This is a genomic window from Paractinoplanes globisporus DSM 43857 (assembly GCF_000379645.1).
Classification (GTDB): Bacteria; Actinomycetota; Actinomycetes; order Mycobacteriales; family Micromonosporaceae; genus Actinoplanes; species Actinoplanes globisporus.
This window is the reverse complement of the sequence record NZ_KB903294.1, coordinates 937665-963104: the sequence shown is the minus strand read 5'-3', so window position 1 is coordinate 963104 and position 25440 is coordinate 937665. Positions and strand designations below refer to the sequence as shown.

Genomic DNA, 25440 nt, shown 5'->3' with positions numbered 1-25440 from the left:
TCTACAGCGTGGCGACGAGGGTGCTGGCCAGCCATTCCTCGTACGCGCCGGCCGACCAGCCCCGGCCCGCCGTGAGCTGGGTGTACAGCTGTGGGCCGGCCAGTGCCCACAGGGCGTCCGCCACGCGGGCCGTGTCCGCCTCCGGTCCCAGCAGACCGGCCTCGCCGAGGTGGGCGACGAAAGCGGTGACACCGGTCAGCCGTTCCCGCTCGGCGATCTCCAGGACCTCCACGACCTCCGGGCCGGCCTGGGTCAACAGGGCGAACAGCGCGGCGATCCGCTCATTGATGCCGCGCACGAACGCGGCGTAGAGCCGGAGCTTGGCGCCCGGCGCCGCGGTCAGCAGGATCTCTCGCGTCTGGGGGCGATCTCCCATGGGCACCGGTTCGTCGTCCCCGGCCAGCGTGATGTCCCACAGCGCCTTGACCATGCCCGGTTTGCCGCCGAACGACTTGTACACCGTCTCGGGCGAGACGCCCGCCCGCTCGGCCACCGCTCGCACGGTCGTGGCGTGGAAGCCGTCCTGGAAGAGCAGCTCACGGCAGGCCGACAGCATCGCGGCGCGGTTGCGGCGCGCGGCCTCGCGCCGGCGCTCGGAGTTGTAGGCCCGTGTCATCGGCGTGCTCCCAAAATCTGTTACAGTCGACTGTATCGAATCTCGGCTGCCGGAGGCTCGCATGTCCCGTCCCGCACCCGGCGTCCACCGCCTCGGCGATCACGGCGTCAACTTCTACCTGATCGAGGACTCCGACGGCCTGATTCTGATCGACGCGGGAGTGCCGGCCGACCTGGGGGAGTTGCGCGCACTGCTGTCCGGCCTCGGCCGTTCGCCGGCCGACATCCGCGCCGTGCTGCTCACTCACGGCCACCTCGACCACACCGGCCTGGCGCACGCCCTCCAGGAGGCCGGCGCCGACATCTGGATCCACGAGCGGGACGCGGCCATCCTGCGCGACGGCCCGCTCAGCGCGAATCGTCATGCCAAGCCCGCGCGCTCGATGCTGCCGTACCTGCTGCGCAGGCCGTCCGCGATCGCCCTGCCCCTCCGGCTGGCCCGCGCCGGAGCCTTCACCGCTCCGGCCGTCCGCAACGCCAAGGTCTTCGACGATGACCGGGTGCTGGACGATGTCCCCGGCGCCCCGCGGGCCGTCATGGTGCCGGGCCACACGCCCGGCAGCACGGCGTACCTCTTCGCCGACCGCGGGCTGCTCTTCACCGGCGACGCCCTGGTCACTGTGGACGGCTTCGTGGGACGCACCGGCCCCGCGATCGTGAGCCGCGGCTTCACCCACGACAGCCGGGCCGCGCTCGCCTCCCTCGATCGCCTCGACGAGCTGACGGCCGGCCTGCTGCTGCCTGGCCACGGCGAACCCTTCGCCGACGGCATCCGAACCGCCACGCGGCAGGCGCGGCAGTTCGGCGTGCGATAGCACCCTCAGCCGGCTCGCCCGACACCGAGAACGTCTCGCCGTCAGCGGGTGCCTAGTTCCTCGGGCACAGCGGCGGCCCCAACGAGCTGTGGAGCTACGGCGACGAGGCGTACGCGGTGATGCGCTCGTACCTCGGCCTGCGGACCCCGGCTCACCCCGTACCTGCTCGAGCAGATGGATCACGCCTCGGCCACCGGCGTCCCGCCGATGCGCCCGCTGTTCCTCGAGTTCCCGGACGACCCGGCGGCCTGGGCGGTGGAGGACCAGTTCCTGCTCGGCCCGGACATCCTGGTCGCCCCCGTCACCGAGCTCGGAGCCCGGCAGCGACGCGTCTACCTGCCGGCCGGCGCGGAATGGACGGATTCCGAGACCGGCCGCCGCTACCCGGGCGGCGCCCACGTGGTGATCGACGCGCCGCTCGACCGCATCCCCCTGCTCGTCCGCGACGATGCCCGGCTGCCCCTGACGGTCGGGTGGCCGGGCTCGCCCGTTCCCCGGGCCTCGGCATCGGCCTGGCCTCGATCGCTCAACTGGGGCGCTCGGCACCCGATAGGGCCGATATGCGTGACTCCAGGGCGGTAGGGGTGCTGTCGCCGTTCGTCGGCGGAACCTACTACGGCAGCCTTGTCGCCGGTGTCGGCGCCGCGGCCCGGTCGTACGGCCGGCGGCTCATCGCGATCCAGACGCTGGACGCGGCGGCCGACCTGACGGTCAACGGCGGTGATCCGGCCTTCGACGCCGCCGTGTCCTGGGATCACGTCGGCGGCTTCATCGCCCTGGCCGACGCGGTGCGGCCCGAGTACCTGGCCCGTCTGGCGCTCGCCGGCAAGCCGGCGGTCCTGGTCGGCCACACCGTCGCCGGACTCGACCTGCCGGCGGTGCTGCCCGACAACGGCGCCGGCACGAGGGCCGCGGTCACTCACTTGATCCGTGACCACGGGTGCCGCCGCATCGCCTTCACCGGATACCTCGCCGCCACCGACGTCCGCGAGCGGTACGACGCGTACCTCGAGGCGCTGCGCGCGCACGGTCTGGAGCCGGGTGTTCTCCTGCCGGCGCGGAACAACGTCGAGAGCGGCATCGCCTGGACCGCCGAGGACCTGATGCGCCACGGCCGGCCCGACGCCCTGGTCGCGGCGACCGACCGGAACGCGATCACCGCCCTGCGGACGATCGCGGCCGCCGGGCTGCGCTGTCCGGACGACATCCTGGTGACCGGTTTCGACAACATCGACGAGGCCGGCCTGCTTCGTCCCGAGTTGGCCAGCATCGGTCAGCCGCTGGACGCGATGAGCCGGCGCGCGGTCGACCTGCTGATGCGGCAGCTCGATGGCGAGGAGGTGCCTCCCGGCCCGTACCTGCTGCCGACCCGGTTCGTGCCGCGCAGTTCGTGCGGCTGCACGAGTCTGGCCGAGAAGCTGCCGACGGTGGTGGCCGGCGACGGGCAGCAGCGTCTCGCCCGCCACTTGGCCGGTACGTTGCCGGCGATCGAGGCCGGCGACGGCGCCAGGTGCGCCCGGGCCGCTGCCGAGAGGGCGGCGGCGGCAACCGCGCATGCGCTCCTGGCCGCGGCCGAGGGAGACTCCTCGCGTCTCGGACCCGCGGTGGACGAACTGCGGGATCTGCTGGCGACGAGCCCCTGCCCGGAGACGTTGCGGGTGATCTTCCGGGCGGTTCAGGAGTACGCGGCCGGGCTGCCGCTCGGCGACGTGCCGGCCGCGGCACGGGTCGGTGCCGGCGTGCAGAGCATCATGATGTCCGTCGGACGCTCGCACACCGGTGTCCAGCTCGGCGACAAGCTGCACCTCCGCTCGCTGATCAGCGTCTACTACAAGCTGAACATGGCACTGCTGCACCGCCGCGACGTCGAGCCCCGGGATCCGTCGTGGCTCGGGATGACTCCGGCGACGGCCGGCTCGATCGCGCTTCGCGAGCCGGATGGTGAACTGGTCCGGACCCCGGGCTGGCGCCGCCATCCCGGTCCGTCGATCCCGGCCGGCCCGACGACCGTCTCGGCCTTTCCGCCGATCGAGCTCCTGGATGCCGCCGTACCGGGAGAAACGGTCTTTGTGGTGAAGGCCAAGGTCGGTGACAGCGACCGCGGCTGGCTCGCCCTGGTCGACACGGTGGAGTGCCGGGTCGAGGACGGACGGGAGATCGTCAACCAGTGCGCCGCGCTGCTGACCGTCGCGCTCGACCTGCGCGACCAGGAGGAACACCTCAGGCGCGAGGCGCAGTCGGATCGGCTCACCGGCCTGCCCAACCGGTCCTCGTTCGTCGCGTCGCTCGAGGCCGCGATCGAGCGACGCCGGGCGTACGGCCGGCCGGCGGTGGTGCTCTTCCTCGACCTCGACGGGTTCAAGCCGGTCAACGACGCGCTGGGCCATCACACGGGCGACCAGCTGCTGATGGCCGTCGCCGACCGGCTCCGGCACTGCCTTCGTGGTGAGGACGTGGCCGGGCGGTTCGGCGGCGACGAGTTCCTGGTACTCCTCGACGATGTCGCACCCGGCCCGGTTCTGGACGAGTTGGTCGACCGCATCGGCCGGTCGATCCGGGCGCCCTACCAGTTCGGTGAACACGTCGTCCGGATCGGCGTGAGCATCGGCACCGCCGAGTGCGTCGCCGGCACGACGGTCGAGCGCGTCCTCCAAGAGGCGGACAGCTCGATGTACCGCGTCAAGGCCACCCGGAGGCGGGCGGTCGCCTGAACCCCGTCCGGCCGAAAAGTTTTCGGTGGGTCGGTGCACCTATCCCGGGCTCGCATATTGACAAGCGTCAGTGGGCAGTCTTACGGTCAGCCGAAAAGGTTTTCGTAAGAGTGTCGAGCAGTTGGGGGTCGGCATGCACCACTCAACGACGAAGTCGAGTGCGCGCTTGCGGGCGGGGGCAGCGGTCCTCGCTCTCGTGACGGGCCTGCTGGCGCCGGGTGGCCCGGCCGGCGCGCAGGATCGCCGGGCCGCGCCGGCGGCCAACGACCCGGGCGAGCCGGCGTTCGTGGGGTCGGCCACGCCGATTCCCGCCGAGCCCGCCGCCTACCGGCCCGGCGACAGCATGCTGCGCGCCATCTTCGACGCCGATGTGCGAGCCGGCGGCACCTCGTACTGGATGGACCGCATTCTTGCCCGGCCCTACTCGCCCGACGACGAGACCGCGCTGATGACCCGCGGCCGGGCGCTCTACATGTACACCCACAACCCGGCGGTGCTCGGTTTCGCCGCCGACGGGACGGGGGCGAACGGCGGCGGCGGGTACGCGTACCGGCAGCCGCCGACCACCGGCGCCCCGCGGGATCTCTACACGCTGAGCGTGTCGGGCGCGGCCCTGACCGAGGACACCGGCAAGCGGGTGCAGTATCCGAGCTACTTCAGCACCGTCTTCAGCGGCGGCGGCCTGTCGGCCCTGGAGCGCAAGTTCATCACCGACAACAACGTGGCGGTCACCGACCTGACCCTGACCAACACCGGCACGGCGCCGCTGTCCACCACGGTCGCCGCGCACTCGCCGATCGCCACCGTGGCCTCGGCGGCCGGCGACGAGCTGACCGGCACGGTCCCGCTGCGGTACGCGCTGTCCACCATCTATCCGCGGTTCAGCGGCGACAAGTTCACTGTCCGAGGGACCGACCTGGCCCGCGACGTGAACCTCGCTCCGGGCGCGTCGGTGCGGCTCAAGGTGCAGCTCGGCGCGATCGCCGGTGAACTGCCCGCCTCGGCCACCGACTACCAGCGGTACCGCCGTTACGACCCGCGAACCGCGTGGCTCACCCAGATGCGGGAGTACAACCAGTTCTGGGTCACCACGGTCCCGTACCTCGACATTCCCGACAAGAACGTCGAGAAGACCTCCTATTACCGTACGTGGCTCAACCGCTTCAACCTCTTCGACGGCAACATCCCCGGCAACGACTACCAGTTCCCGGTCGACCTCGAGGGCGCGCTCGGCTACAACAACCAGATCTCGCTGACCGTCCCGATGCGCCTGCAGGACCTGCAGTTCTGGCGGGACCCGCAGTACTCGTACGGGCCCTGGCTGTCGCAGGGCGAGGAGTCCGGGTGCCAGGCGTTCCACGACAACCCCGGCAACACCGGGAACTGGAACAACACGTACGAGCAGTGGACCGGCGCCCAGGCCTGGCAGAGCTACCTGGTGCACGGCGGCCCGCCGTCGGTCGTGGCACAACTCGCCAAATACTCCGAGTGCGACCTGACCGGCACGCTCAAGAAGTTCGACACCAACAACAACAACCTCATCCAGTACGCGTCGGGAACGCTGCCCGGCAACGACGCCGACTCCGTGGCGTTCAAGTACTACGGCACCCGGCCGCAGGACCGCACCGAGTCCTCGTACTGGTACGCGGAGGCGCGTGCCGCCGCCCAGGAGAACGCGCTGCTGGGCAGAGCCGACAAGGCCGCACAGCTGAACGCGTCGGCCGACGCCATCCGCGACTCGATCCTGACCAACCTGTGGGCGGCCGGCCCGGTCACCAACGCCGAGACCAGCCCCGGGCAGGCGACCGGCGCCCGCGTGCCGGGCAAGCTGGGCAACGCGGTGAAGCTCTCCGGCACCAACGAGTACGTCGACCTGCCGGCCGGGATCGTCAGCGGGCTCGCCGACTTCACCGTCTCGGCGTGGGTCAACCCGGCGGCGACCCCGTCCTGGTCGCGGGTGTTCGACTTCGGCACCGGCACCGGCGCGTACATGTTCCTGACCGTCAACGCCGGCGGCGCGCCCCGCTTCGCCATCACCACCGCCGGGGGCGGCGCCGAGCAGCAGTTGAGCGGCACCGCCGCGCTGCCCACCGGCACCTGGTCGCAGCTGACGGTCACGCTGGCCGGCACCATCGGGACGCTGTACATCAACGGGAACGCGGTGGCCACGAACACGGCCATGACGTTGCATCCGTCCGACCTCGGCGCCACGACGCAGAACTGGATCGGCCGTTCCCAGTACAGCGATCCGTACCTGCCGGCCACTGTGGACGATTTCAACATCTACGGCCGGGCCCTGTCGGCCGACGAGGTCGCGGCGCTGGCCGGCGGTCAGCCGGGGGCCGGGGACGTGGCCTCCTACCGGTTCGACGAGGCGTCCGGCCCGGCCGCCGTCGACTCCTCCGGCCAGGCCCGGGACGCGACCATCGTCACCCTGACCCGGCCCACGGTCACCTGCCCCGGCAAGGTGTTCCTCCAGCGCGACCTGACCACCGGCAACCTGGTCTGCTGGAAAGACCAGCAGAACTTCACGCCGTTCATCGACGGCGTCGCCCCGGCCACCGCGGAGTACACCCAGGCGCTGCGCTACTACGCGGACGCCGCCGAGTTCCCGATCATGCCGGTCTACACGGCCGACCAGGCCGACCAGGCCGCCGATGCCGCGTGCGAGGCGTGCAGCCACGGCAGCAACAACTTCTCCAACATCAACGCGACGCTGCAGGCGCGGCTCTACTCGTCGGCACTGCGCCAGTACCGGTCGCCGTACATCACCCCGACGATGTACCGCCAACTGATCTCCTGGCTGGCGTGGAACGAGGACATCAACGGCGACAACCGGTTCCCGGACAACAACGAGTACTTCTTCGACTGGGACCCGGCCACCAAGACGTTCGGACGCTCGTTCATCCACCACGACGTGCTCGGCTCGTTCAACTGGATGTTCTTCCAGGACATGGCCGGGCTGCAGCCCCGGCCGGACGACACGGTGGAGCTCTCGCCGATCGACCTGGGGTATGACCATTTCACCACGAACAACCTGAGCTACCACGGCCGCGACCTGACGATCGTGTGGCAGCGGCCGGGCGGCCATCGGTATTACCCGCGGGCCCCGATGGGGTACACGCTCTACCTCGGCGGGCACGCCGTGTTCACTGTGGACGATCTGGTGCATGTCGCGTTCGACACCCACACCGGCCGGCTGGACACCTTCGGCGCGCGGACCGCGGCCCACCGGTACGGGTCGGCCCCGATTCCCGCGGCCGACCGGGTGAGCCTGGCCGGCAACGCCCCCTTGGTCGATTACTTCGGCAAGGCCGGGGTGAACATCTCGCGGACCGATCCACCGGCCGACCTCGCGTCCGGTGCCACCGCGACCGCCTCGTTCACCACCACCAGCCCCGCGTCCCAGGCGACCAGTCCGGCCAACGCGGTGGACGGCTTCACTATCAGCGGGCTGCCGGTGGTCTCCGGCTCCTACGTGGGCACCAATCCGATCTGGGGCACGCTCGGCTCGCCCAACGCCCAGGACTGGCTGGAAGTCGATCTTGCACGGCCGGCCGTCGTCGGCGACGCAAAGGTCTACTTCTACAGCAATAAGGCCTTTGGCTCCGGCGGCAACACCTACAAGGAGCCGAGCGCGTACGCCCTGCAGTACTTCGACGGCACTGCCTGGGTGGACGTCGATCGCCGGACGATGACGCCGCCGACCCCGGCGGCCAACCTCAACGAGATCACCTTCGCGCCGGTCACCGCCCAGCGACTGCGCCTGCTGGTGACTCCCGCGACCGGCCGCGCCGTCGGCGTCAAGGAGTTCCAGCTCTTCCGCCCCGGCAGGTGAGCGAGGGCTTCTAGGCGAGCACCACGACCGCCGCCGTGAACCCGGTCGCCGACCGGCTCGAGTGCCCCGTGCCCGTGGTGTCCTCGACCAGCAGCACGTCGCCCGGCCCGAACGTCCGCGTCTCGCCGGTCGCCGTGATCTCGACACTCCCGGCCACCCCGATGATCAGCTGCCGCCGGTGCTCGGGCTGCTCCGGATGGCTTCCGCCGGCCGCCCCGCGCCCGAACAGCACCGCCGACGCCGGCAGCGGCGCCGACACGCTCATCACCTCCGGCGGCGGCTCCGCCGGCGTGAACTCCATCGCTACGTCCTCGAACCGCGCGTGCCCGTCCGGGTCGGCATAGATTCGCGTGATCGTCGTCATGCCCGTCATCGTGCCCGGACCCCTGTAGGCCAGACCATCCAACTGTCGCCCTTTCGGCCTACGCAAATGGCCGGACCAGGTGAGTAGTCAGCCGACCTGTTTGCGAATCCACCCCACGCACGTTTTGTCGACAGTCGTGAAGGGCTCGCCGATGACCTTGCGGGACGCGTTCTCGTAGCCGAGCCCCTGCCGCAGGCTCACCGGCCAGCCACATGTCGTCGGCCGTCCGCGCGTTCTGGCCGCTCAGGGTGACCACGTGACCCATCTCGTGCTTCACGGTCACGATCAGCTCGCGCTGGTCGCGTAGCAACTCGTCCATCCGCAGGACCACTTCACTGTCCTGCCCGCCGATCCCGATGGTGTAGCCGACCGCGCTGCTGGTGCCGGCCTTGGCGAACCAGCGCCGCCACGCCTTGTCGTCGGCGAGGTAGACCCGGTACCGCGGCTGCGGATTCTCCTCGATCGCGGCGAACCGGTCGTTGAGCTTCGCCGCCCGCTCGGCGATGGCCAGCACACGGTCGAGGTTCTTCTCCTCGCTCCGGGGGCCGGCCACGACGACCCGGGAACCGGCGCGAACGACCAGGTCCTGCTCCTCCCACGGCACCGGGTCGAGGGTGTGCCCGGTCGGCGGCTCGATGCTCATCGACGTGATTCGCTGCCGGCCGGAACATCCCGCGGTACCGCGCGACCAGGTCGGGCCGCCCGGGATCGACCGGCGCCAGCCATTTCTGCTCGTCGCCGGCCAGCAGGGCGCGCTGCTGCTCCCTCAGCAGCTCACTCGCGCGCCGAGAACTCCAGGACCGGGGATGCCGCGGAGGGGCGGACCGCGGCATCCCCGGCCGACGAGCAGACCGACAGCGCCAGTACGAGGACGCCCGCCGTAACGGGAAGAACCTTCACGGCCGGTCGGTCCGCTCGTTTCGTCGAAGGGAAGGTCAGGCCTCGAAGCGGGTCCGGCGCCGGCGGGCCAGGACGAAGCCGACCAGGCCGACGGCCACGAGTCCGGTGCCGGCGCCGCCGATCAGGGCGGTCTGCGGGCCGGTGATCGGAAGGCCTTCGCCCCCACCTTCGCCGCCGGTGCCGCCGCCCGTGGCCGGGTTCAGGACGATCTTCGCGACGTTGTTGGCCGGGTTGATGTCCTTGCTGAAGTTGAAGCTGTCGTCGACCTCGACCGATCCCTCCGCGTTGGCGATGACCTTGGTGATCTTCACCTGGAACTTCAAGGTGATGGTCGTCTTGGCCACGAACGGGGCAAACTCGCCCGTGTAGCAGACATACGTGACGTGCGGTGTGCCGGTCTGCTGGTAGCAGCCGCCCGGCGTGACGGCGACGTCCGGCTCGGCGACGACTTCGGTGCCGGCCGGGAACGTGATGTGGACCCCGATGGCGTTTCCAGCCGGGAGTTCCAGCGTGGCCGGGCCGTTGTTGCGGACGCCGATCGGCAGGGTGACGGTGGTGCCGGCGGCGCCGGACGCGGTCGCGCCGACGGCGGCGAGGTCGGCGCCCTGCTTGCCGGTGACGTTGACGGTCAGCGACTGCGTGTTGTCGGCGGGATTGGTGTCCGTCTGCCGGGCCAGCGAGCCGACCGTGCCCGTCCGCTTCAGCTCCAGCTTCGGGCCGGTGCCGGGGGTGCCGGGACCGTCGAGGCCGTTGTCCTTCAGGAACTTGATCAGGTTCTGGTAGTCGTCCGTGGTGAGCCACTCGAAATCCCCGACGACCTTGCCGGGCGCGTACGTGTCCGGCCGTGGCCGGAAGGGCAGGGTGACCTCGTAGGTGGCGCCGGGCTCCAGATCCTGGTCGAAGACGCAGGAGTTGGACTGGCCGTCGAGGTAGAGACAGTTGCTGAACTGCTTCCCGGCCGTGAACGCGTAGGCGGCGTCCACGGTGACCGCGGCCCCGTGCACGACTTTGTCGGTGTTGTTGTGGACCTGCAACGGGGCGTCGAACGTCGCACCCGGCTTGACGCTGATCGTCGACGAGCCGCCGGCGGTCAGATCGACGCCGTCGACGACCGAGACATCAACGGTGAGGCTGACCGGGTGGATGGATCCGGCCGAGAGACTCATGGTGAGCTTCCCGGTCCCCCCGAGTGCCGACGGGTCGGCGGCGATCACGGCATGCTGCTCGGCGTAGCCGAACGGATCTCCGGGTTGGGTGGGCGTGGCGGCGCAGGTGAGCTTTCGCGGGCCGTCGCTGGTGCACTCCAGGCCGTTGTCCTCGGGGGCGGCGAGCCGGACGCCCTCGAGGTCGCCGGAGAGCTCGTAGTCCATTCTCGAGCTGATGGGATAGTGCGAGCCGCCGACGACGATCGGGTGTATGTCGGCCGAGGCTCCGGCCCCGACCAGGACGTCGGGCAGGAACATCTTGACGGAAATCAGGGCGGCATTCGCGGGCGCGGCGAATGCCGAGCCGACCGCGATGGCCGCCGCGGCGACGATGAGCAAACGCCGGCCGAACGAGCGATGCATGGTGCGGGACCTCCCCGTGACCTCCGCTGGCATGGAGTGGACCCGGAGTTTAGACGTACGGTCATCACTCCGCTGCCCCTCCCGGAGGTCCGGCCGGGGCCTCGCGGGGCATCAGGGCGACGACCGGGAGGCTGAGGGCGGTGACGGCCAGAACGACGATCAGACTGACCTTCATCGCGTGACCGAATCCGGAGGCGGCGGCCTGGAAGAAGATCGTGGTGACCCCGGCCGAACCGATCGCCGACGAGAGCTGCTGGATCGAGCTGAGCGAGCCGCTGGCACTGCCGGCCTCGTCGGGGCTCGCGTTGCCGAGAGCGACGGTGGGGATCGTGCCGAAGCAGAGGCCGATGCCGATGCCGATGACGAACAGCGCCGGGGCCAGCGCCCAGAGGCCGAGGTTCGTCCCCGAGCGATCGACAAGGGCCAGGACCCAGCCACAACCGGCGAGGACGACGACGAGGCCGATGACGACGAGCCGGCGACCGAGCTTGGCGACCAGGCCACCCATGGCGGCGAACGCGGAGACGATGATGCCCAGGGTGAGCGGCACCAGGCCGAGCGAGGCGTCCCGCGGGCCGGCGTGCAACCCCTCCTGCATGAACAGCGAGAGCACGAAGATCAGGCCGGTGCCGGCGGCGAAGCCGATCAGGCCCACGAGCATTCCGGAGGTGAAGCCCCGGTTCCGCAGGAGCGAGGGCGTGATGAGCGGGTGGGTCGCGGTGCGCTGACGGTAGGCGAAGGCGGCGAAGAACAGGACGCCGGCGGCCATGGAGGCGACGGGAACGGCGGTCCAACCATTGGTCGAGCCGCCGATCAGGCCGTACAACAGCCCGATCATGGTGACCGCGAGCAGGCCGGAGCCCCAGCCGTCGACGACGACAGACCGGTCGCCGTCGTCGTCACGCGGCAGGATCCTGGCCGCTACGACCAGTCCCACGCCACCGAGGATGACGTTGATCAGGAAGATCGGGCGCCAGGACAGACCGAACAGGTCGGCGCCGATGACGAATCCGGCCAGGACCGGACCGCCGACGCTGGCGAGACCGAGAACGGGGCCGAACAGCCCGAACGCCTTGGCGAGCAGGTCGGGGCCGAACGCCTTCATCATGATCGACATGCCTTGCGGGATGAGCAGAGCGCCGAACGCTCCCTGAGCGACCCGGGCCACGATGAGCAGGGTTGGGTCGGGCGAGAACCCGGCGACCGCCGAGGCCAGGGTGAACCCGCTGATGCCGATCAGGAAAAGCCGGCGCTGACCGTACTTGTCGCCCAGCCGTCCGCCGACCACGAGCAGGACGCCCATGGCGAGCATGTACGCCGTTCCCAACCACTTGATCAAACTCTCACCGCCGTTCAGCTCCCGGGCGATGGTGGGGGCGGCGATGTTCGTGACTGTCGCATCGATCACGTCGAGGGCGTCGGCCAGCAGCACCAGCGCCAGGATCGCCCACAACAGGCGGCTGGAGCGGGGTGTGGTGACCGGGCCCGGTTCCGTCAAGATAGTCATGAGGAAGGCTCTTCCGTTCTACGCTCGGGCGCCCCTCGTGGGCGGCCTCGTCCCTGCTACGAACACCCCGGACCGCAACCGACACCGCTTGCGGAATTTCTTGGCGAATTGATCCGGCCGTTCAGCAAGCACAGTGCATTTCCGCCGCTTGGCCGCGGTAGTGCGCGACGCACCGGTTCAGGTGCGGTCCGCAATCGAAGACGTGCAATCTGCACAGCGGCCAGGGCGCCGCGCCCACCTAGACTCGGACGGCGTGACAGTCGTGAGCGCGCCCGGTTCGCAGCGCGAAACGCTCACGCCTTCCGATGACCCGCGCGGGGTGGGTCCCGATGTCACCCGGACCCGCCTGGTTTCGCTTGGTTTCCTGGGCACTCTTCTGCTCGCCCGGTGCGCCGACGCGGCAGTGCACCACACGTTCGGGTACTTGCCGTTCGTCGCTGCCCTTTTCGTGCTGCCGGTCTGGTACGTGAGCGGGGTCGCGCGCCACGCCTGGACCCGGTGGCGCTGGTGGCTGCTCGCGGGCCAGGCATTGCTGACCTACGTACCGTTCGTCCTGTTCGGCAACGGCTGGGTGGCCGGTTTGTCCGGCCTGCTCGGTGGCCTGGTCCTGGTATTGATTCCGGCGCCGCGGTCCTGGCTCCTGCTGGGCGGGTTGCTGGCCTTGGAAGCGACGCTGTGGGTGGAGGTCGTCGGGGTTCCGTACCGGCCCGCGATCAACGCCGGAGTCTGGGTGGTCGTCGCGTTCGCCGACGTCGCGCTGGGGCTGTTCGGCCTTTCCCGGCTGTCCCAGTTGGTGCGCGACCTGGGTGCCGCGCAGGAGGAACTGGCGACGGCCGCGGTTGACCGGGAACGCCTGGCCACGCAGGAACAACTGCGACGCTTGATCGGGGACCGGATTCAACAGGTGGCCCAGCACGCCCGGGCCGCTCTCCGGTGGCTGTCGGCGACACCGGAAGACGCCCGGGGCGAGGTCGCGGCGGCCGGCGTCATCGCCCGGCAGGCCGCGGCCGAAAGCCGGCGCCTGCACGCCGCCGACCCGGACCGCGGCATCACCCCGTACGAGCCGTCGCACACGACGACGGCCCCGCGTACCGCACGTGCCGTGCTCGTCACCGTCGTGGCGCTGTTCGCCGCGCAGAACCTGCTCAACGTCACCATGCCATCGGGCCGGCCGCGACAGCACGTCGCCACCGCCCTGCTCGTGGCCGTGGTCGTCTCGCTGGGCATTATGGCCGTGCAGTGGTACCACTCCGGCGCCGGGACCGGTCGCGGCAAACCTCGGTACTGGCCGTACACCCTGGCGCTGCTGGCCGTTCTGACCTACCTCCAGGTCCCGCTCGTGGGTTCCCTGGGACTGATATTCGTCGCCTTCCTCGCCGCGTCCGGGCTGCTGTTGCTGCCGGGAACCTGGCGGTGGATATGGTTCGGCGCGGCCGTGGTCAGCGTGTCGGCCCTATTCATCCTGCTGGCGTCCGGCGAGAGCCCGTCGACCCCCACGGTCGCCATCAGAGCCGTTTACACCGCCGCCATCAGCGCCAGCTTCGGTCTGATGGCGTACGGGCTGTCCCGTCTGGCGGGACTGGCGGTTCGCCTCGCCGACCGCCGCGAGGACCTGGCCGCCGTCGCGGCGGTACGGGAGCGGCTGCGCCTGGCGCGTGACACCCACGACCTGCTCGGGCTCGGGCTGTCCACCCTCGCGCTGAAGTCCGACCTGATCGGGGCGTTGATCGGACCCGACGACGCCCGGGCGGCCCGCGAGATCGGCGAACTGCTCCACGTCTGCGCCACCGTACGCTCCGACACCGCCCGGATCGCCGGTGAGCGCCCACGGCTGTCCCTCGACACCGAACTGGGACTCGCGACCGACGTGCTCGCGTCAGCGGCGATCCACGTACGCGTCACCGGGGTCGACCGGGCCGTGCCGCAGGCTGTGGACAACGTCCTCGCCATCGTCCTGCGGGAAGCGATCACCAACATCCTCCGCCACAGCCAGGCGCGGCAATGCGCGATCACCGTCGAGTCCGAGGACGGCCTGGTTCGCCTCCGGGTCAGCAACGACGGCGCTGTCTCGGCACCCCTGTCGCCGAACGGGACCGGCCATGGCCTGGACAACCTGCGGACCCGCGTCACCGGATGCGGCGGCGTCCTGACCACGCGACGCAGCGGTGGCACCTTCGTCATGATGGTCGAGCTGCCCGCCGTGCCGGGATGACGTCGGCGCGCAGGCAGAACCAGGGGGAGACTGTGGTGCGAGTTCTGATCGCCGAGGACACCGGCATCCTGCGCGAAACCCTGTCCGCGCTGCTGCAACTGCAGGACGATCTCGACGTGGTGGCGGAAGTGTCGTCGGGCGACCGCATCGTCCCGGCCGCGCTGGAACACCACCCCGACGTGGCCGTGGTCGACATCGACCTTCCCCGGGTGGACGGCATCACCGCCACCGCCGAACTGAGCCACCGGGTCCCCGGCTGCGCGGTCCTGATCCTTACCGGCCTGGCTCGCCCCAGCAACCTGCGCGCCGCGCTCGACGCGGGTGCCAGGGGGTTCCTCCTGAAGGACACTCCGGCCGCCGACCTGATCGCGGCGATCCGGCGGGTCGCCGCGGGCGAGCCGGTCATCGATCCCACGTCCGCCGCGGCCGCGCTTCAGCAAAGGCCGACCCCGCTGACGCCCCGGGAGACCGCGGTCCTCCAGCGGTACGCGGCCGGGGCGGAGCCCAGGGAGATCGCGGCGGAGCTGTTCCTGTCCTACGGCACGGTCCGTAACTACCTCGCCTCCGCCATGGCCAAACTCGCCGCCCGGAACCGCGTCGACGCCATCCGGATCGCCACCGAAGCGGGATGGCTGTAGCGGCCCGGGTGGGCCCGCGGCGCGACCGAGGCCGCGCCGCGGGTGGGGCACGTCAGGAGTACAGGTTGAGTTCGGCTATCGACCACCAGGAGGACGCCGATCCGGTCTGCACGATTCGCAGGTAGCGGGCGGTCTGACTGCCGGTCGTGGCGGTGACCACGGCGGCGGTGCCGGCGCCCGTGGCGACGGTGCGCCAGGTGCTTCCGTCCGGCGACACGTCGATGCGGTAGCCGCGGGCGTAGTCGGAGGCGCTGCCGCCCGAGTCCATCACCACCTTGCTGAACGTACGGGCCGACGCCAGGTCGAGCGTGATGGTATTTCCATTGGTCATCGGCGTGCCCGAGCTCCAGCGGGTGCTCGAGTTGCCGTCCAGCATCCGGGCCGGGACGTCGGTGGTGCTGGAGGGCGAGGCGGTCGCGATCCAGCCGGTACGGCTCAGCGGCACCGAGCTCGACGAGCCGATGGTCACCGCGCCGGTGAGGCGGATGTCGCGGGAGGACGCGCCGACCATTATTTGGTTGGTCCCGGCAGCGGTTGTCCAGGCGCTGTTCCAGTACTGGAAGCTGCGGGCGTCCAGGGTGACGGTGACCCTCTGGGTCTGCCCCGGCGTGAGACTGACCTTCGCGAAGCCGCGCAGGTTCTTCGGCGGCTCGCCAGTGGACGACGGCTGACCGACATACACCTGAGGCACCTCGGCGCCGGTACGCGTGCCGGCGTTGGTGACATCGAACGAGACGGCGACGTTGCCCGAGGTGTCCGGCGCACCGACCGCCAGGTTGGCGTACGCGAACGTGGTGTAGGACAGGCCGAAGCCGAAGGGGTATGCGGGTGTGATGTTCTGCTTGTCATACCAGCGATACCCGACGCCGATGCCCTCCGAGTACTGCACGGTGTTGTTCTGTCCCGGCCACTGGGCCGCGGTGCGCGCGGGCACGTCGGCCAGCGACGCCGGGAAGGTCACGGGCAGTTTGCCCGACGGGTCGACATCGCCGAACAGCAGCGACGCCAGCGCGTTGCCGTACTCCTGGCCGGGGTACCAGGCCTCGATGATGCCGCGGACCGCGCCGGCCCACGGCATCGCGACCGCGGACCCGCTGTTGACCACCACGACCGTGTTCGGGTTGGCCGCGGCCACGTCGGCCACCAGCTGGTTCTGGTCGGCGGGCAGGCTGATGTCGGACAGGTCGCTGCCCTCGGACTCGAACTTGTTCACGAACACCACGGCCAGATCGGCGGCCCGGGCGGCGGCCACGGCCTGGTCGTGGCCGGCCCCGCTCGGCAGTTTCCACTGCTGGCCGGCCGCGCCGTTGCAGGTGCCGATCGTCAGCTGGGTGCCGTTGGTCGAGGCGGTCGCGGTCAGGCACTTGCCGGAGCCGGTGCTGACCAGGGTCCCGTTGGTCGCGGTCCACTTCTGTGCGGCGGAACCGTTGCAGTCGTACAGCTGGATCTTGGTGCCGTCGGTGGTGCCGGCGCCGGTCACGTCCATGCATTTGCCGAGCGCCCGCAGGCTGCCGTCCGACGCGACGGTCCAGGACTGCGCGTTGGTGCCGTTGCAGTCGTACAGCTGGATCGCGGTGCCGTTGGCGGTGCTCGCGGCCGCCACGTCGATGCACCGGCCGGCGAGCCCGGTGATGCCGGCGCCGGCGGTCCCCGGCGAATAGGTCACGCTGATCCCGCTGCCGGCCCGGTTCACGATGCCCTGGTAGGGGCTGACCGAGCCGGACGCGTTGACGCCCGCGCTGCCGCCGCCCTGGTACATCGGCGCGCTGCCGCCTCCGGTTCCCACCACGGCGATGCTCTTCGTCGTGGCGGGCACGGGCAGGACGGCGTTGCTGTTCTTCAGCAGCACGCTGCCGTCGGCGGCGACCTGCCGGGTCAGCGCGGTGTGCGCCGCCGAGGTCACCACGCTCGCCATGGTGCCGCTCTGCGTACGGTCGAAAAGCCCGCGCTGGAACATCGAGGTGAGAATGCGCCGCACGTGGTCGTCGATGGTCGCCTGGGACACCTGACCATTGGCCACCGCGGTGGTCAGTCCATTGCCGTAGTAGGTGCTGCCCGGCATCTCCATGTCGAGCCCGTTGTTGGCCGAGGCGACCGTCGAGTGGGTGGCTCCCCAGTCCGAGGTGATGAAGCCGTGGAAGCCCCAGTCGCCCTTGAGGATCTGATTCTGCAGCGGCCCGTTCTCGCACGCGAACGGCCCGTTGATCGCCGAGTACGAGCACATCACCGAGTCGGCGCCGCCCTGCTTCACCGACGTCTCGAACGCCGGCAGGTAGATCTCCCGTACGGCCCGGTCGGAGACGATCGCGTTGTCGGCGGAGCTGTTGCGGTAGGACTCCTGGTTGTAGACGGCGTAGTGCTTGACCTGGGCCATCGGCCCCTGGCTCTGGATGCCCTGAATGTCGGCGGCGCCCATCTGCCCGGCCAGGTAGGGGTCCTCGCCGAACGACTCGAACGCACGGCCCCACCGGGGATCGCGGACGATGTTGATGGTCGGCGCCAGCACGACGTTGGTGCCCTTGCCCCACTGCTCGGCGCCCAGCGTGCTGCCGTACTGCTTCATCAGGGCGGTGTCCCAGGTCGCCGCGCCGGCGACCGGAGCGGCGAGCTGGGTGACGCCGGTGGCGCCGTCGCCGACGCCGACCGGGCCGTCCTGCAGCCGCAGCGCGGGGATGCCGAGACGGGTGTTGGCCGGTACGCAGCCGGCGTAGCCGCACGACCCGCCGCCGTGCATCATGGTCAGCTTCTCGGCCTGAGTCATCGCGGCGAGCAGCAGATCGGCTCGCGCCGCGGCCGTCAGGGAGGTGTCCATCCAGGGTGGGTCGGCGGCTCGGGCGGGGGATGAGTAGAGGACGGTGGCGGCCAGCACGGTGGCCACGACCGCCGCGAATCGTTGTCGGAACACGGGGAAACTCCCGGGGGATAGGGGAGGCACGTCGACGGGGAATCGACGGTGGTGACTTCCAGCATGTCTTCTTTCATGCTCTGATGGAAGTCCGGAGGCCTCCGGAACCTAGACCGGGAACGTGGTGCCGATGCCCATACCCGTGATCCACTCCGGCACGGGCTCGTAGCTGTCCCACACCAGCGGGAGCCCGGTTGCCGCGTGCCCGACCAGCCAGGTCCGCACCTCGTGGCCGCCGCTGCCCGCCTGGTGCTCGAGTCTCTCGTGGCCGAGCGCGACGATCGGGCCGAGGTCGAGCGTCCGCAGCTGTCCGAGGAACCAGCGGTCCCATTCCGCGTTCACGGGCGCGTCCGGGTCGCCGGCCATCGCCCGTACGCGAGGCTCCCGGACCGCCGCGAAGGCGCGGGCGTCTCGCCGGCCGTGGATCAGCGAGTCCCGGCGTTCGCCCACCACCGAGGGATCGCGAGGGTCGTTGGAGGGCAACCAGTGCGAGAGGCCGCCGCTGGCGACGACGAGGACGCGTCCGGGGCCGGGGGAGCGCCGGATCGCGTCGCCGAGTGCTCGCCCGAGCGCCACACAACGGCCGAGCGAGGGCAGCGGCGGCGCGGCGGTGTTGAGCACCAGCGGGACCACCGGCACCGAGTGCCCTCCGGTGGCCATCTCGTAGCTCTGGACGACGCCGTGGTCGACGGTGAGCGCGTAGGAAAGGGTGACGTCGAAGCCGGCCTCGTCCAGCCCGTCGCGGACGGCCCACGCGAGCCCGGCCGCGACCGGCAGCGGCCCCTCGGTGCTGCCGAAGTCGCCGAACCCGGTGGCGGCCTCGACGCCGAGCACGAACGGTGGCATCTGGTCGTAGAAGTTGGCGTGGAAATGGTCCGGCCCGATCACCACCACCGCCTCGGGCGCCAGCCGGGTGACCGCGGCCGCGACCCGCCGCGCGTCGGCGAGGAACCGGGCGCCCGCGGTGCCGGCGGCGGACGGCGGCAGCAGGGTGGCGAACGGGGAGTGCGACATCCCGACGAACCCGATGATCTCGCTCATGCCGGGTCCTTCCCGTGCACGAGGAAGTCGTGGTGGGCGAGCAGGTACTCGCCGACCTGCTCCCACTGCGGCCAGTGCCCGGCGTCGGTGATGACGTGCAGTCGTGCGTCGGGCAGCCAGCCGAGCAGCATCTCGGCCTCGTCCAGCCCGCCGGTCGGGTCGTGGCCGGTCCACAGCAGCAGGGTCGGCGCGGTGATCCGGCCGACCCACGCCGGGTCCCAGGCGAAGTCCTTGCGCACCGCCGGGTCCTGCAGCACCAGCGTGTTGGTGATGGCCTGCACGAAGCCGGGGCGGCTGTAGACCGCGCGGCGCAGGTTCACCAGCTCGTCCGTGACCATCTCCTTGTGGTGGAACAGGAACTCCACCCGCCGGCGTACGGTCTCGTCGCTGGGATCGCGGACCGCCGCCATCGTGCTGTCCCGCATCCGGGCCATCACCTCGGGCTTGTTCGCGATGTTGCCCGGGGTGTTGAGCACCAGCCGGTCGACCCGGTCCGGGTGGTGGGCGGCGCTCCAGGCCACCACCCAGCCGCCGAGCGACTCGCCCGAGAGGTGAGCGCGGTCGATGCCGAGGGCGTCGAGCAGGCCGAGCAAATGATCAGAAAGAACATCGATGGTGTACGGCCGGTCCGGCGTGTCCGACCAGCCGTGCCCGACCATGTCGTACGCCGTGACCCGGAAGTCCCGGGCCAGTCCGCCGATGTTCCGGGCGTACGCCTCGAGGTGCCCGCCGGTCCCGTGCAGCAGGACCAGATCGGGGCCGCGGCCGGCCTGCAGGACGCGGGTGCGCACACCGCCCACGTCGACGTGCCGCAGCTCGTGGTCCACCGTGGCCAGCTCGCCCCAGATGCTGATGTGGCTCACGTACCCTCCTTGAATCGCGCCCGTGCTTCGTCGACGGTGACCAGCCCCGCGCTCTGCCGCCGGGCCACCCCGAGGCTGCTCAGCAGGCGCGAGTTCTCGATGGTGAGGAACTCGACCGGCTCGTCCGCCGAGTCGTTGTAGTGCCGGTGCCAGGTCCACGGCGGCGTGTAGACGAACGCGCCCGTCGCCCACCGCACGACCTCGTCCTCGACCTCGGTGTGGCCGGTCCCGGAGATCACGAAGTGCACCGTCTCGTGGTAGTGCCGGTGCATGTCCGAGCTCTTGCCGGCCGGGATGCTCTGCCGGAACAGCTCGAAGGTGGCGGTCGGCAGCTTCCCGGCGATCCGCAGGGTGCTCGGGTTGTGCACCTGGCCGGCCGGCAGCGTCTCCAGCTCGTCGTCGTGGACCACGAGCGGGCGGGCCTGGCTCGGCCGCACCACCGGCGAGATCGAGCCGAGGAACTGGGCCAGATCAAACATCAGGGAGTCTCCGTTCTGCCACCGTCGACCGTGAGCACGGTCCCGTTGACGTAGCTTGCGGCCGCCGAGGCGAGGAACGCGACGGCCGCGCCGATCTCGGCGGGCCGCGCGGCACGTCCGGCCGGCACGGTCGCCACGTCGGCGGCGTCGAGCTCGGCGAGGTTGGCGCCACGCGCGGCCAGGACCTCGCGCCTGCGGTCGGTGGTGGTCGGGCCGGGCGCCACACAGTTGACGGTGACGCCGCGGTCCGCGTACTCCCGGGACAGCAGCTTGGCCGCGCTGGTGACCGCGGCCCGCAGCACCACGCTGGTGGCCAGGTCGGGCTGCGGCTGCCGGACCGCGGTCGAGGTCACGAAGATCACCCGGCCGAAGCCGCGGCCGGCCATCGCCGGCAGGGCCGCCCGGGCCAGCCGCAGCGGCCCGCGCAGCAACAGATCGAAGGCGTTCTGCCAGCCGTCGTCGTCGATTTCCAGGATTCGGCCCGGCGGCGGACCGCCGGCGTTGAGCACCAGGACGTCGACCTCCGTCACCACCGCGGGACAGTCGACCGCGACATCCAGCACGACCGAGGCGGAGCCCAGCGCGGCGGCCGCTTTCTCGAGCGGGGCAAGGCGGCGGCCGGCCAGGATCACGTCGTGGCCGGCGGCGTCCAGGCACTCCGCGGCGGCGAACCCGATGCCCGAGCCGCCTCCGCCGATCAGTGCTGTTCTCCGGGAAGTCACGGGGTTAGCCTGACCGCCATGACTCTGCGGGCCCTACCGTGAGTCCCGCTGAGCGGGACACCGGATCCCTCGGCGGTCTCGACCGGGCCGCCGCGATCCTCGGCGCCTTCGACGAACAGCACCGGGAGCTGAGCCTGGCCGCTCTGGTGGCGCGTTGCCGCCTGCCGCGCTCGACCACGCACCGGACCGCGGACAAGATGCTGAAACTGGGCTGGCTCGACAAGCCGGCCGCGCGCTACCGGATCGGCAACCGCATCTTCGAGCTCTCCGGCCTCGCCCCGGTGCGCCACCAGCTGCGCGAGGCGGCGCTGCCGTTCCTGCAGGACCTGCACCACGCCACCCGCATGACGGTGCAGCTGGGCACGCTCAGCGGCGCCCACGTCCTGCTGGTCGAGAAGATCACCGGACATCGTCCGATGCCGATGCTGTCCCAGGTCGGGGCGCTGCTGCCGGCGCACTGCTCGGCGCTCGGGCTGGCCATCCTGGCCTACAGCGACGAGCCGGCCGTGCAGGCGGTCATCGACGCCGGGATGCCACGGCGGACCCCGCGGACGATGACCACGGCCACCGCGCTGCGCCGGGAGCTGGCCGCGATCCCCGATCGCGGGCTCGCGGTGGAGCGGGAAGAGGGCAACATCGGGATCAGCTGCGTCGCCGCGCCCATCTTCGGGCCACTGGGCGCGGTGGTGGCCGCCGTCTCGGTGACCGGGCCGGCCGCGCTGGTGCGCGCCGACCGCGCCGGGCCTGCGGTACGCCTGGCGGCGGCGGCGACTTCGCGGGCGTACAGCAGCTTTCCGTCCCGCTGAGCGGGACTGTTCCTTGGGCGCTCCGGCGGCGGGCCGCACGCTGTGAGCCAGCGGTCCAGCCCCGGCGAAGAGGAGGAAGCCGTGAGCCTCGGCAACGGTTACATGCTCAGCTCGCGCAAGGGGACGCAGATCCCCGCGATCGGCCTGAACATCACGATGAAGGCCAACGGGTCGGCGACCCGGGACGCCTATTCACTGTTCGAGTACGCGATCCCGCCGGAGACCAACGGCCCGCCGGCGCACCTGCACACCCGCGAGGACGAGTCGTTCATCTGCCTCGCCGGCCGGCTCGACGTCTCGCTCGGCGGCGAGGAGTACACCATCGAGTTCGGCGACTACCTCTACCTGCCGCGCAACGTCGTGCACACCTTCCGCAACCCGTACGGCGACGAGGCCCGGGTCATCTCGGTGGTCTCGCCGGCCGGCCTGGAGGCGTACTACCAGGCGCTCGGCGAGCTGCCACCGGGCCCCAAGGAGCTCTCGGTCATCAAGCCGATCATGGAGGAGTTCGGGATCCGGCCGCAGCTACCGCCGGGCGGGGGGCATTGACCATGCGGATCGGGATCATCGGCGCCGGCGTCGCGGGGCTCGCCACGGCCAAGACTCTGCTGCAGGCGGGGCACGAGGTCGTGGTCTTCGACTCGGCGCCGGACGTGGGCGGGGTGTGGAGCCGCACCCGGCGTTACCCCGGGCTGACCACGCAGAGCGCGAAGGCGACGTACGGCCTCTCCGACTACCCGATGCCCCGGGACTACCCCGAATGGCCGACCGGCGCCCAGGTCCAGGCCTGGCTCGAGGCGTACGCGCATGAATTCAAGGTCGAGCCACATCTGCGTCTCGGGGTCCGGGTCGAGCACGTGTCGCGAAGGCCCGGCGGCTGGACCCTGCGGCTGTCGACCGGCGAGACCGCGGCGGTGGACCGGCTGGTGGTCGCGAACGGCGTGTTCTGCGAGCCCAACCTGCCGGTCTTTCCCGGGCAGGATGCGTTCGGCGGCCAGGTGATGGCCGGCACCGATGTGCACGACGCCGAGATCGCTCGCGGAAAGCACGTGCTCGTCGTGGGCTACGGCAAGTCGGCCTGCGACGTGACCGTCCCGCTGAGCGAGGTCGCGGCCGGCACCGACGTGATCGCCCGCCAACTGCTCTGGAAGGTACCTCGCAGGATCGGGGGAGTGCTCAACTTCAAGATGCTGCTGCTGACCCGGATGGGCGAGGCGCTGTTCCGCTACCACACCCTGCGCGGGGCCGAGAAGTTCCTGCACGGGCCGGGCAACCCCGTACGCCGGAACATGCTCAACTCGGTCGGGTCGGTGTCGGTGCGGCAGTTCAAGCTCGAGAAGCTCGGCCTGGTGCCGCGCGGCACGATGGAGGGCATCGTCAAGGGCGCGATCGGCCTGGCCACCGAGGGATTCTTCGAGGGCGTCGAGGCCGGCCGGATCGTCGTCCATCGAGACACGACAATCGTCCGCCTGGGCGAGCGGACCGCCGAACTTTCCGACGGTACGCGTCTGCCCGCCGACCTGATCGTCTGCGCGACCGGCTTCCGGCAGGGCGTGCCGTTCCTGGACGAGGACGTGCGACGGCAGATCCTCGACGAGCGCGGCAACTTCGTGCTCTACCGGCAGATCCGCCCGATCGGCGTGGACGGGCTCTACTTCAACGGCTACAACTCGTCGTTCTTCAGCCCGCTCAACGCCGAGATGGCCGCGGTCTGGATCGCGGCCGACCTGGCCGGCGCGGTGCCGCTGCCCGCACCGGAGGAGATGCGCCGCCGGGCCGAGGCGCAACTGGCGTTCATGGACGAGGCCACCGACCGGCACCACTGCCGGGGTACGAAGATCATCCCGTTCTCGCTCAAGAACGTCGACGAGGTGCTGAACGACCTCGACCTCAACATCGGCAAAGGGGTGCGGGCGTCGCACTGGCTGAACCCGGTCGATCCGTCGGCCTATCGGGGTGTCCTGCCGGCGTTGCTGGCCCGGTCCTCCGCCTTCGAGGACGCATGAACGCGGTCCTCGAAGCCGCGGCCCGGCTGCGCCGCGCGGCCCAGGAGCACCGGCCGTGCGCGCCGGTCCGGGACCTGATCGGGCCGTCCGACGTGACCGCGGCCTACGCCGTCCAGCGCGGGCTGACCCGGGCCCGGCTGGCGACCGGCGCGCGCGTCGTCGGCCGCAAGATCGGGTTGACCTCGCCCGCGGTGCAGCGGCAGCTGGGCGTCGACCGGCCGGACTTCGGCGTGCTTTTCGCGGACATGGCCTACGCCGACGGCGCCAAGGTCCCGATGGCGCGCCTGCTCCAGCCGCGGGCCGAGGCCGAAGTCGCCTTCGTCCTCGGCCGCGACCTCGACGAGCCGGGCCTCGGTCCGGACGGGGTCAGGGCCGCGATCGCGTACGCGATGGCCGCCCTCGAGATCGTGGACAGCCGGATCGAGGAATGGGACATCACGTTCGCCGACACCGTGGCCGACAACGCCTCGAGCGGGCTGTTCGTGCTCGGCGAGCGGGTGGCCCCGCTGGAGCGGTTCGAGCCGGTCGACGCCGAGATGACCATGACGCTCGACGGCGAGGTGGTCTCGACCGGCACCGGCGCCGCCTGCCTCGGCGACCCGCTGCGGGCGGTGGCCTGGCTGGCGGAGACGGCGCGCGAACTGGGCGATCCGCTGCGAGCCGGCCAGGTCGTGCTCTCCGGAGCGCTCGGGCCGATGCGCCCGGTCGAGGCCGGCAACGAGGTGTCCGCCGAGATCACCGGGCTGGGCAGCGTCCGCGCGGTCTTCTTCTGAAGCTCGGCCCCGCTCGACCGGTCAGCGGCGGCCCGGACCATCCGAGTTAGGGTTTGGGGTCCGCTCCGGTGGCTGGAGGATCGGTTGAGACTGCTCATGCTGGGGCCGCCGGGCAGCGGCAAGGGCACCCATGGCGTACGGCTGGCAAAGGAACTTGGGGTTGAGCACGTCTCCTCCGGTGATGTGCTCCGTGCCACGATCGCGACGGACACTCCTCTCGGCCGGAAGCTCGCCGGTGTCGTGGCGCGCGGCGACCTGGTCGACGACGACCTGCTCTTCGACCTGATGATTCCGATCGCGGTGCGGGCGATGAGGCAGACCGGAGGCTTCGTCGCCGACGGATTCCCGCGGACCCTGGCCCAGGCCCAGCGTGCCTACCGGGAGCTCGGCATCGACCGGGACCTGAAATTCCACGCGGTCGTCTCGCTCGACGTGCCCGATGACGTGCTGATCCGCCGTCTGCTCGACCGGGCCTCGGCCCAGGGCCGGCCCGACGACACCCTGGACGTGATCCAGCACCGGCTGGCGGTCTACAACGACGAGACCAGGCCCCTGATCGACTACTACCGCGGGCGCGGCATCCTGCTGACCGTCGACGCCGACCGGCCGATCGATGACGTGTACGCCCAGATCAAGGACCTCCTCGGACTGAGCCGATGAACTATTTCCGATCTCGA

The 25440-nt window shown here is 70.8% G+C and carries 22 protein-coding genes; 11 read left to right on the top strand and 11 right to left on the bottom strand.

The annotated features are described in order from the left end of the window. Position 1: 1 nt before the first annotated feature. Entirely contained in the window at positions 2-616 is a 615-nt protein-coding gene (locus tag A3CQ_RS0104305; protein ID WP_020509680.1) for a TetR/AcrR family transcriptional regulator, read from the bottom strand. Positions 617-677: 61 nt separating this feature from the next. Here A3CQ_RS0104305 and A3CQ_RS0104300 point away from each other — a divergent pair, with 61 nt between their 5' ends. From A3CQ_RS0104300 to A3CQ_RS57045, 4 genes are all read left to right on the top strand, one after another. Beyond that, positions 678-1430: an MBL fold metallo-hydrolase gene (locus A3CQ_RS0104300; RefSeq protein ID WP_020509679.1), complete on the top strand. Its 753-nt coding sequence runs from the start codon at positions 678-680 to the stop codon at positions 1428-1430. A 174-nt stretch (positions 1431-1604) separates the two neighbouring features. Then, positions 1605-2012: a glycoside hydrolase family 31 family protein gene (locus A3CQ_RS0104295; protein ID WP_020509678.1), complete on the top strand. Its 408-nt coding sequence runs from the start codon at positions 1605-1607 to the stop codon at positions 2010-2012. Further along, positions 1991-4141, top strand: coding sequence for a substrate-binding and GGDEF domain-containing protein (locus tag A3CQ_RS0104290; protein ID WP_084698895.1), 2151 nt, complete (start codon positions 1991-1993; stop codon positions 4139-4141). Before A3CQ_RS0104295 ends, A3CQ_RS0104290 begins: the two co-directional genes overlap by 22 nt. Before the next feature lie 196 nt (positions 4142-4337). Beyond that, positions 4338-7979, top strand: coding sequence for a LamG domain-containing protein (locus tag A3CQ_RS57045; protein ID WP_026205286.1), 3642 nt, complete (start codon positions 4338-4340; stop codon positions 7977-7979). Between the two features lie 10 nt (positions 7980-7989). Here A3CQ_RS57045 and A3CQ_RS0104280 read toward each other — a convergent pair whose 3' ends face one another. The 5 genes from A3CQ_RS0104280 to A3CQ_RS0104260 form a co-directional block, all read right to left on the bottom strand. Next, positions 7990-8343 (bottom strand): cupin domain-containing protein, encoded by a 354-nt coding sequence (locus A3CQ_RS0104280; protein WP_020509675.1) that lies wholly within the window; start codon positions 8341-8343, stop codon positions 7990-7992. Positions 8344-8401: 58 nt separating this feature from the next. Further along, positions 8402-8986: a hypothetical protein gene (locus A3CQ_RS0104275; RefSeq protein ID WP_020509674.1), complete on the bottom strand. Its 585-nt coding sequence runs from the start codon at positions 8984-8986 to the stop codon at positions 8402-8404. 131 nt (positions 8987-9117) lie between these two features. Beyond that, the gene (locus tag A3CQ_RS63550; RefSeq protein ID WP_281171427.1) at positions 9118-9243 is read right to left on the bottom strand and encodes a hypothetical protein; all 126 of its coding nucleotides are present in this window, start codon (positions 9241-9243) and stop codon (positions 9118-9120) included. A 35-nt stretch (positions 9244-9278) separates the two neighbouring features. Continuing rightward, positions 9279-10811 carry a DUF11 domain-containing protein gene (locus A3CQ_RS0104265; RefSeq protein ID WP_020509673.1) on the bottom strand — a complete coding sequence of 511 codons (1533 nt, stop codon included), beginning with the start codon at positions 10809-10811 and terminating at the stop codon, positions 9279-9281. Between the two features lie 64 nt (positions 10812-10875). After that, the gene (locus A3CQ_RS0104260) at positions 10876-12318 is read right to left on the bottom strand and encodes an MFS transporter (RefSeq protein ID WP_026205284.1); all 1443 of its coding nucleotides are present in this window, start codon (positions 12316-12318) and stop codon (positions 10876-10878) included. A gap of 253 nt (positions 12319-12571) precedes the next feature. Here A3CQ_RS0104260 and A3CQ_RS51425 point away from each other — a divergent pair, with 253 nt between their 5' ends. Both A3CQ_RS51425 and A3CQ_RS0104250 read left to right on the top strand, forming a co-directional pair. Next, entirely contained in the window at positions 12572-14530 is a 1959-nt protein-coding gene (locus A3CQ_RS51425) for a sensor histidine kinase (RefSeq protein ID WP_157295272.1), read from the top strand. Positions 14531-14565: 35 nt separating this feature from the next. After that, positions 14566-15168, top strand: coding sequence for a response regulator transcription factor (locus A3CQ_RS0104250; RefSeq protein WP_342663639.1), 603 nt, complete (start codon positions 14566-14568; stop codon positions 15166-15168). A gap of 52 nt (positions 15169-15220) precedes the next feature. Here the strand turns inward: A3CQ_RS0104250 and A3CQ_RS51420 are convergent, their stop codons facing one another. The 5 genes from A3CQ_RS51420 to A3CQ_RS0104225 form a co-directional block, all read right to left on the bottom strand. Next, positions 15221-18073: a glycoside hydrolase family 3 C-terminal domain-containing protein gene (locus tag A3CQ_RS51420; RefSeq protein ID WP_020509669.1), complete on the bottom strand. Its 2853-nt coding sequence runs from the start codon at positions 18071-18073 to the stop codon at positions 15221-15223. Positions 18074-18181: 108 nt separating this feature from the next. Continuing rightward, positions 18182-19114, bottom strand: a complete 933-nt coding sequence (locus A3CQ_RS0104240; protein ID WP_020509668.1) for a DODA-type extradiol aromatic ring-opening family dioxygenase — start codon at positions 19112-19114, stop codon at positions 18182-18184. Next, the gene (locus A3CQ_RS0104235) at positions 19111-19977 is read right to left on the bottom strand and encodes an alpha/beta fold hydrolase (RefSeq protein ID WP_020509667.1); all 867 of its coding nucleotides are present in this window, start codon (positions 19975-19977) and stop codon (positions 19111-19113) included. The genes A3CQ_RS0104240 and A3CQ_RS0104235 overlap by 4 nt, the downstream gene beginning before the upstream one ends. Then, entirely contained in the window at positions 19974-20456 is a 483-nt protein-coding gene (locus tag A3CQ_RS0104230) for a cupin domain-containing protein (RefSeq protein WP_020509666.1), read from the bottom strand. Before A3CQ_RS0104230 ends, A3CQ_RS0104235 begins: the two co-directional genes overlap by 4 nt. Next, complete coding sequence (locus A3CQ_RS0104225) at positions 20456-21178, bottom strand: SDR family oxidoreductase (protein ID WP_020509665.1); 723 nt, start codon at positions 21176-21178, stop codon at positions 20456-20458. Before A3CQ_RS0104225 ends, A3CQ_RS0104230 begins: the two co-directional genes overlap by 1 nt. 38 nt (positions 21179-21216) lie before the next feature. On the opposite strand from A3CQ_RS0104225, the gene A3CQ_RS0104220 reads away from it, so the two are divergent. The 5 genes from A3CQ_RS0104220 to A3CQ_RS0104200 all read left to right on the top strand — a co-directional run bounded on the left by A3CQ_RS0104220 (position 21217) and on the right by A3CQ_RS0104200 (position 25423). Next, positions 21217-21984, top strand: a complete 768-nt coding sequence (locus A3CQ_RS0104220) for an IclR family transcriptional regulator (RefSeq protein ID WP_020509664.1) — start codon at positions 21217-21219, stop codon at positions 21982-21984. 81 nt (positions 21985-22065) lie between these two features. Further along, positions 22066-22533 carry a cupin domain-containing protein gene (locus A3CQ_RS0104215; protein ID WP_020509663.1) on the top strand — a complete coding sequence of 156 codons (468 nt, stop codon included), beginning with the start codon at positions 22066-22068 and terminating at the stop codon, positions 22531-22533. 2 nt (positions 22534-22535) lie between these two features. Further along, entirely contained in the window at positions 22536-23990 is a 1455-nt protein-coding gene (locus A3CQ_RS0104210) for a flavin-containing monooxygenase (RefSeq protein ID WP_020509662.1), read from the top strand. After that, positions 23987-24763: a 2-keto-4-pentenoate hydratase gene (locus A3CQ_RS0104205; protein ID WP_020509661.1), complete on the top strand. Its 777-nt coding sequence runs from the start codon at positions 23987-23989 to the stop codon at positions 24761-24763. The genes A3CQ_RS0104210 and A3CQ_RS0104205 overlap by 4 nt, the downstream gene beginning before the upstream one ends. 84 nt (positions 24764-24847) lie before the next feature. Continuing rightward, on the top strand, positions 24848-25423 hold the full coding sequence (locus A3CQ_RS0104200) for an adenylate kinase (RefSeq protein ID WP_026205281.1): 576 nt from the start codon (positions 24848-24850) through the stop codon (positions 25421-25423). Positions 25424-25440 lie beyond the last annotated feature (17 nt).

Coding starts and splice junctions, on each gene's coding strand:
- A3CQ_RS0104290 (WP_084698895.1), top strand. CDS start 1,991: ATGCGTGACTCCAGGGCGGTAGGGGTGCTGTCGCCGTTCGTCGGCGGA.
- A3CQ_RS0104295 (WP_020509678.1), top strand. CDS start 1,605: ATGGATCACGCCTCGGCCACCGGCGTCCCGCCGATGCGCCCGCTGTTC.
- A3CQ_RS0104205 (WP_020509661.1), top strand. CDS start 23,987: ATGAACGCGGTCCTCGAAGCCGCGGCCCGGCTGCGCCGCGCGGCCCAG.
- A3CQ_RS0104210 (WP_020509662.1), top strand. CDS start 22,536: ATGCGGATCGGGATCATCGGCGCCGGCGTCGCGGGGCTCGCCACGGCC.
- A3CQ_RS0104280 (WP_020509675.1), bottom strand. CDS start 8,343: ATGACGACGATCACGCGAATCTATGCCGACCCGGACGGGCACGCGCGG.
- A3CQ_RS0104305 (WP_020509680.1), bottom strand. CDS start 616: ATGACACGGGCCTACAACTCCGAGCGCCGGCGCGAGGCCGCGCGCCGC.
- A3CQ_RS0104275 (WP_020509674.1), bottom strand. CDS start 8,986: ATGAGCATCGAGCCGCCGACCGGGCACACCCTCGACCCGGTGCCGTGG.
- A3CQ_RS0104265 (WP_020509673.1), bottom strand. CDS start 10,811: ATGCATCGCTCGTTCGGCCGGCGTTTGCTCATCGTCGCCGCGGCGGCC.
- A3CQ_RS0104230 (WP_020509666.1), bottom strand. CDS start 20,456: ATGTTTGATCTGGCCCAGTTCCTCGGCTCGATCTCGCCGGTGGTGCGG.
- A3CQ_RS0104240 (WP_020509668.1), bottom strand. CDS start 19,114: ATGAGCGAGATCATCGGGTTCGTCGGGATGTCGCACTCCCCGTTCGCC.
- A3CQ_RS0104300 (WP_020509679.1), top strand. CDS start 678: ATGTCCCGTCCCGCACCCGGCGTCCACCGCCTCGGCGATCACGGCGTC.
- A3CQ_RS0104260 (WP_026205284.1), bottom strand. CDS start 12,318: ATGACTATCTTGACGGAACCGGGCCCGGTCACCACACCCCGCTCCAGC.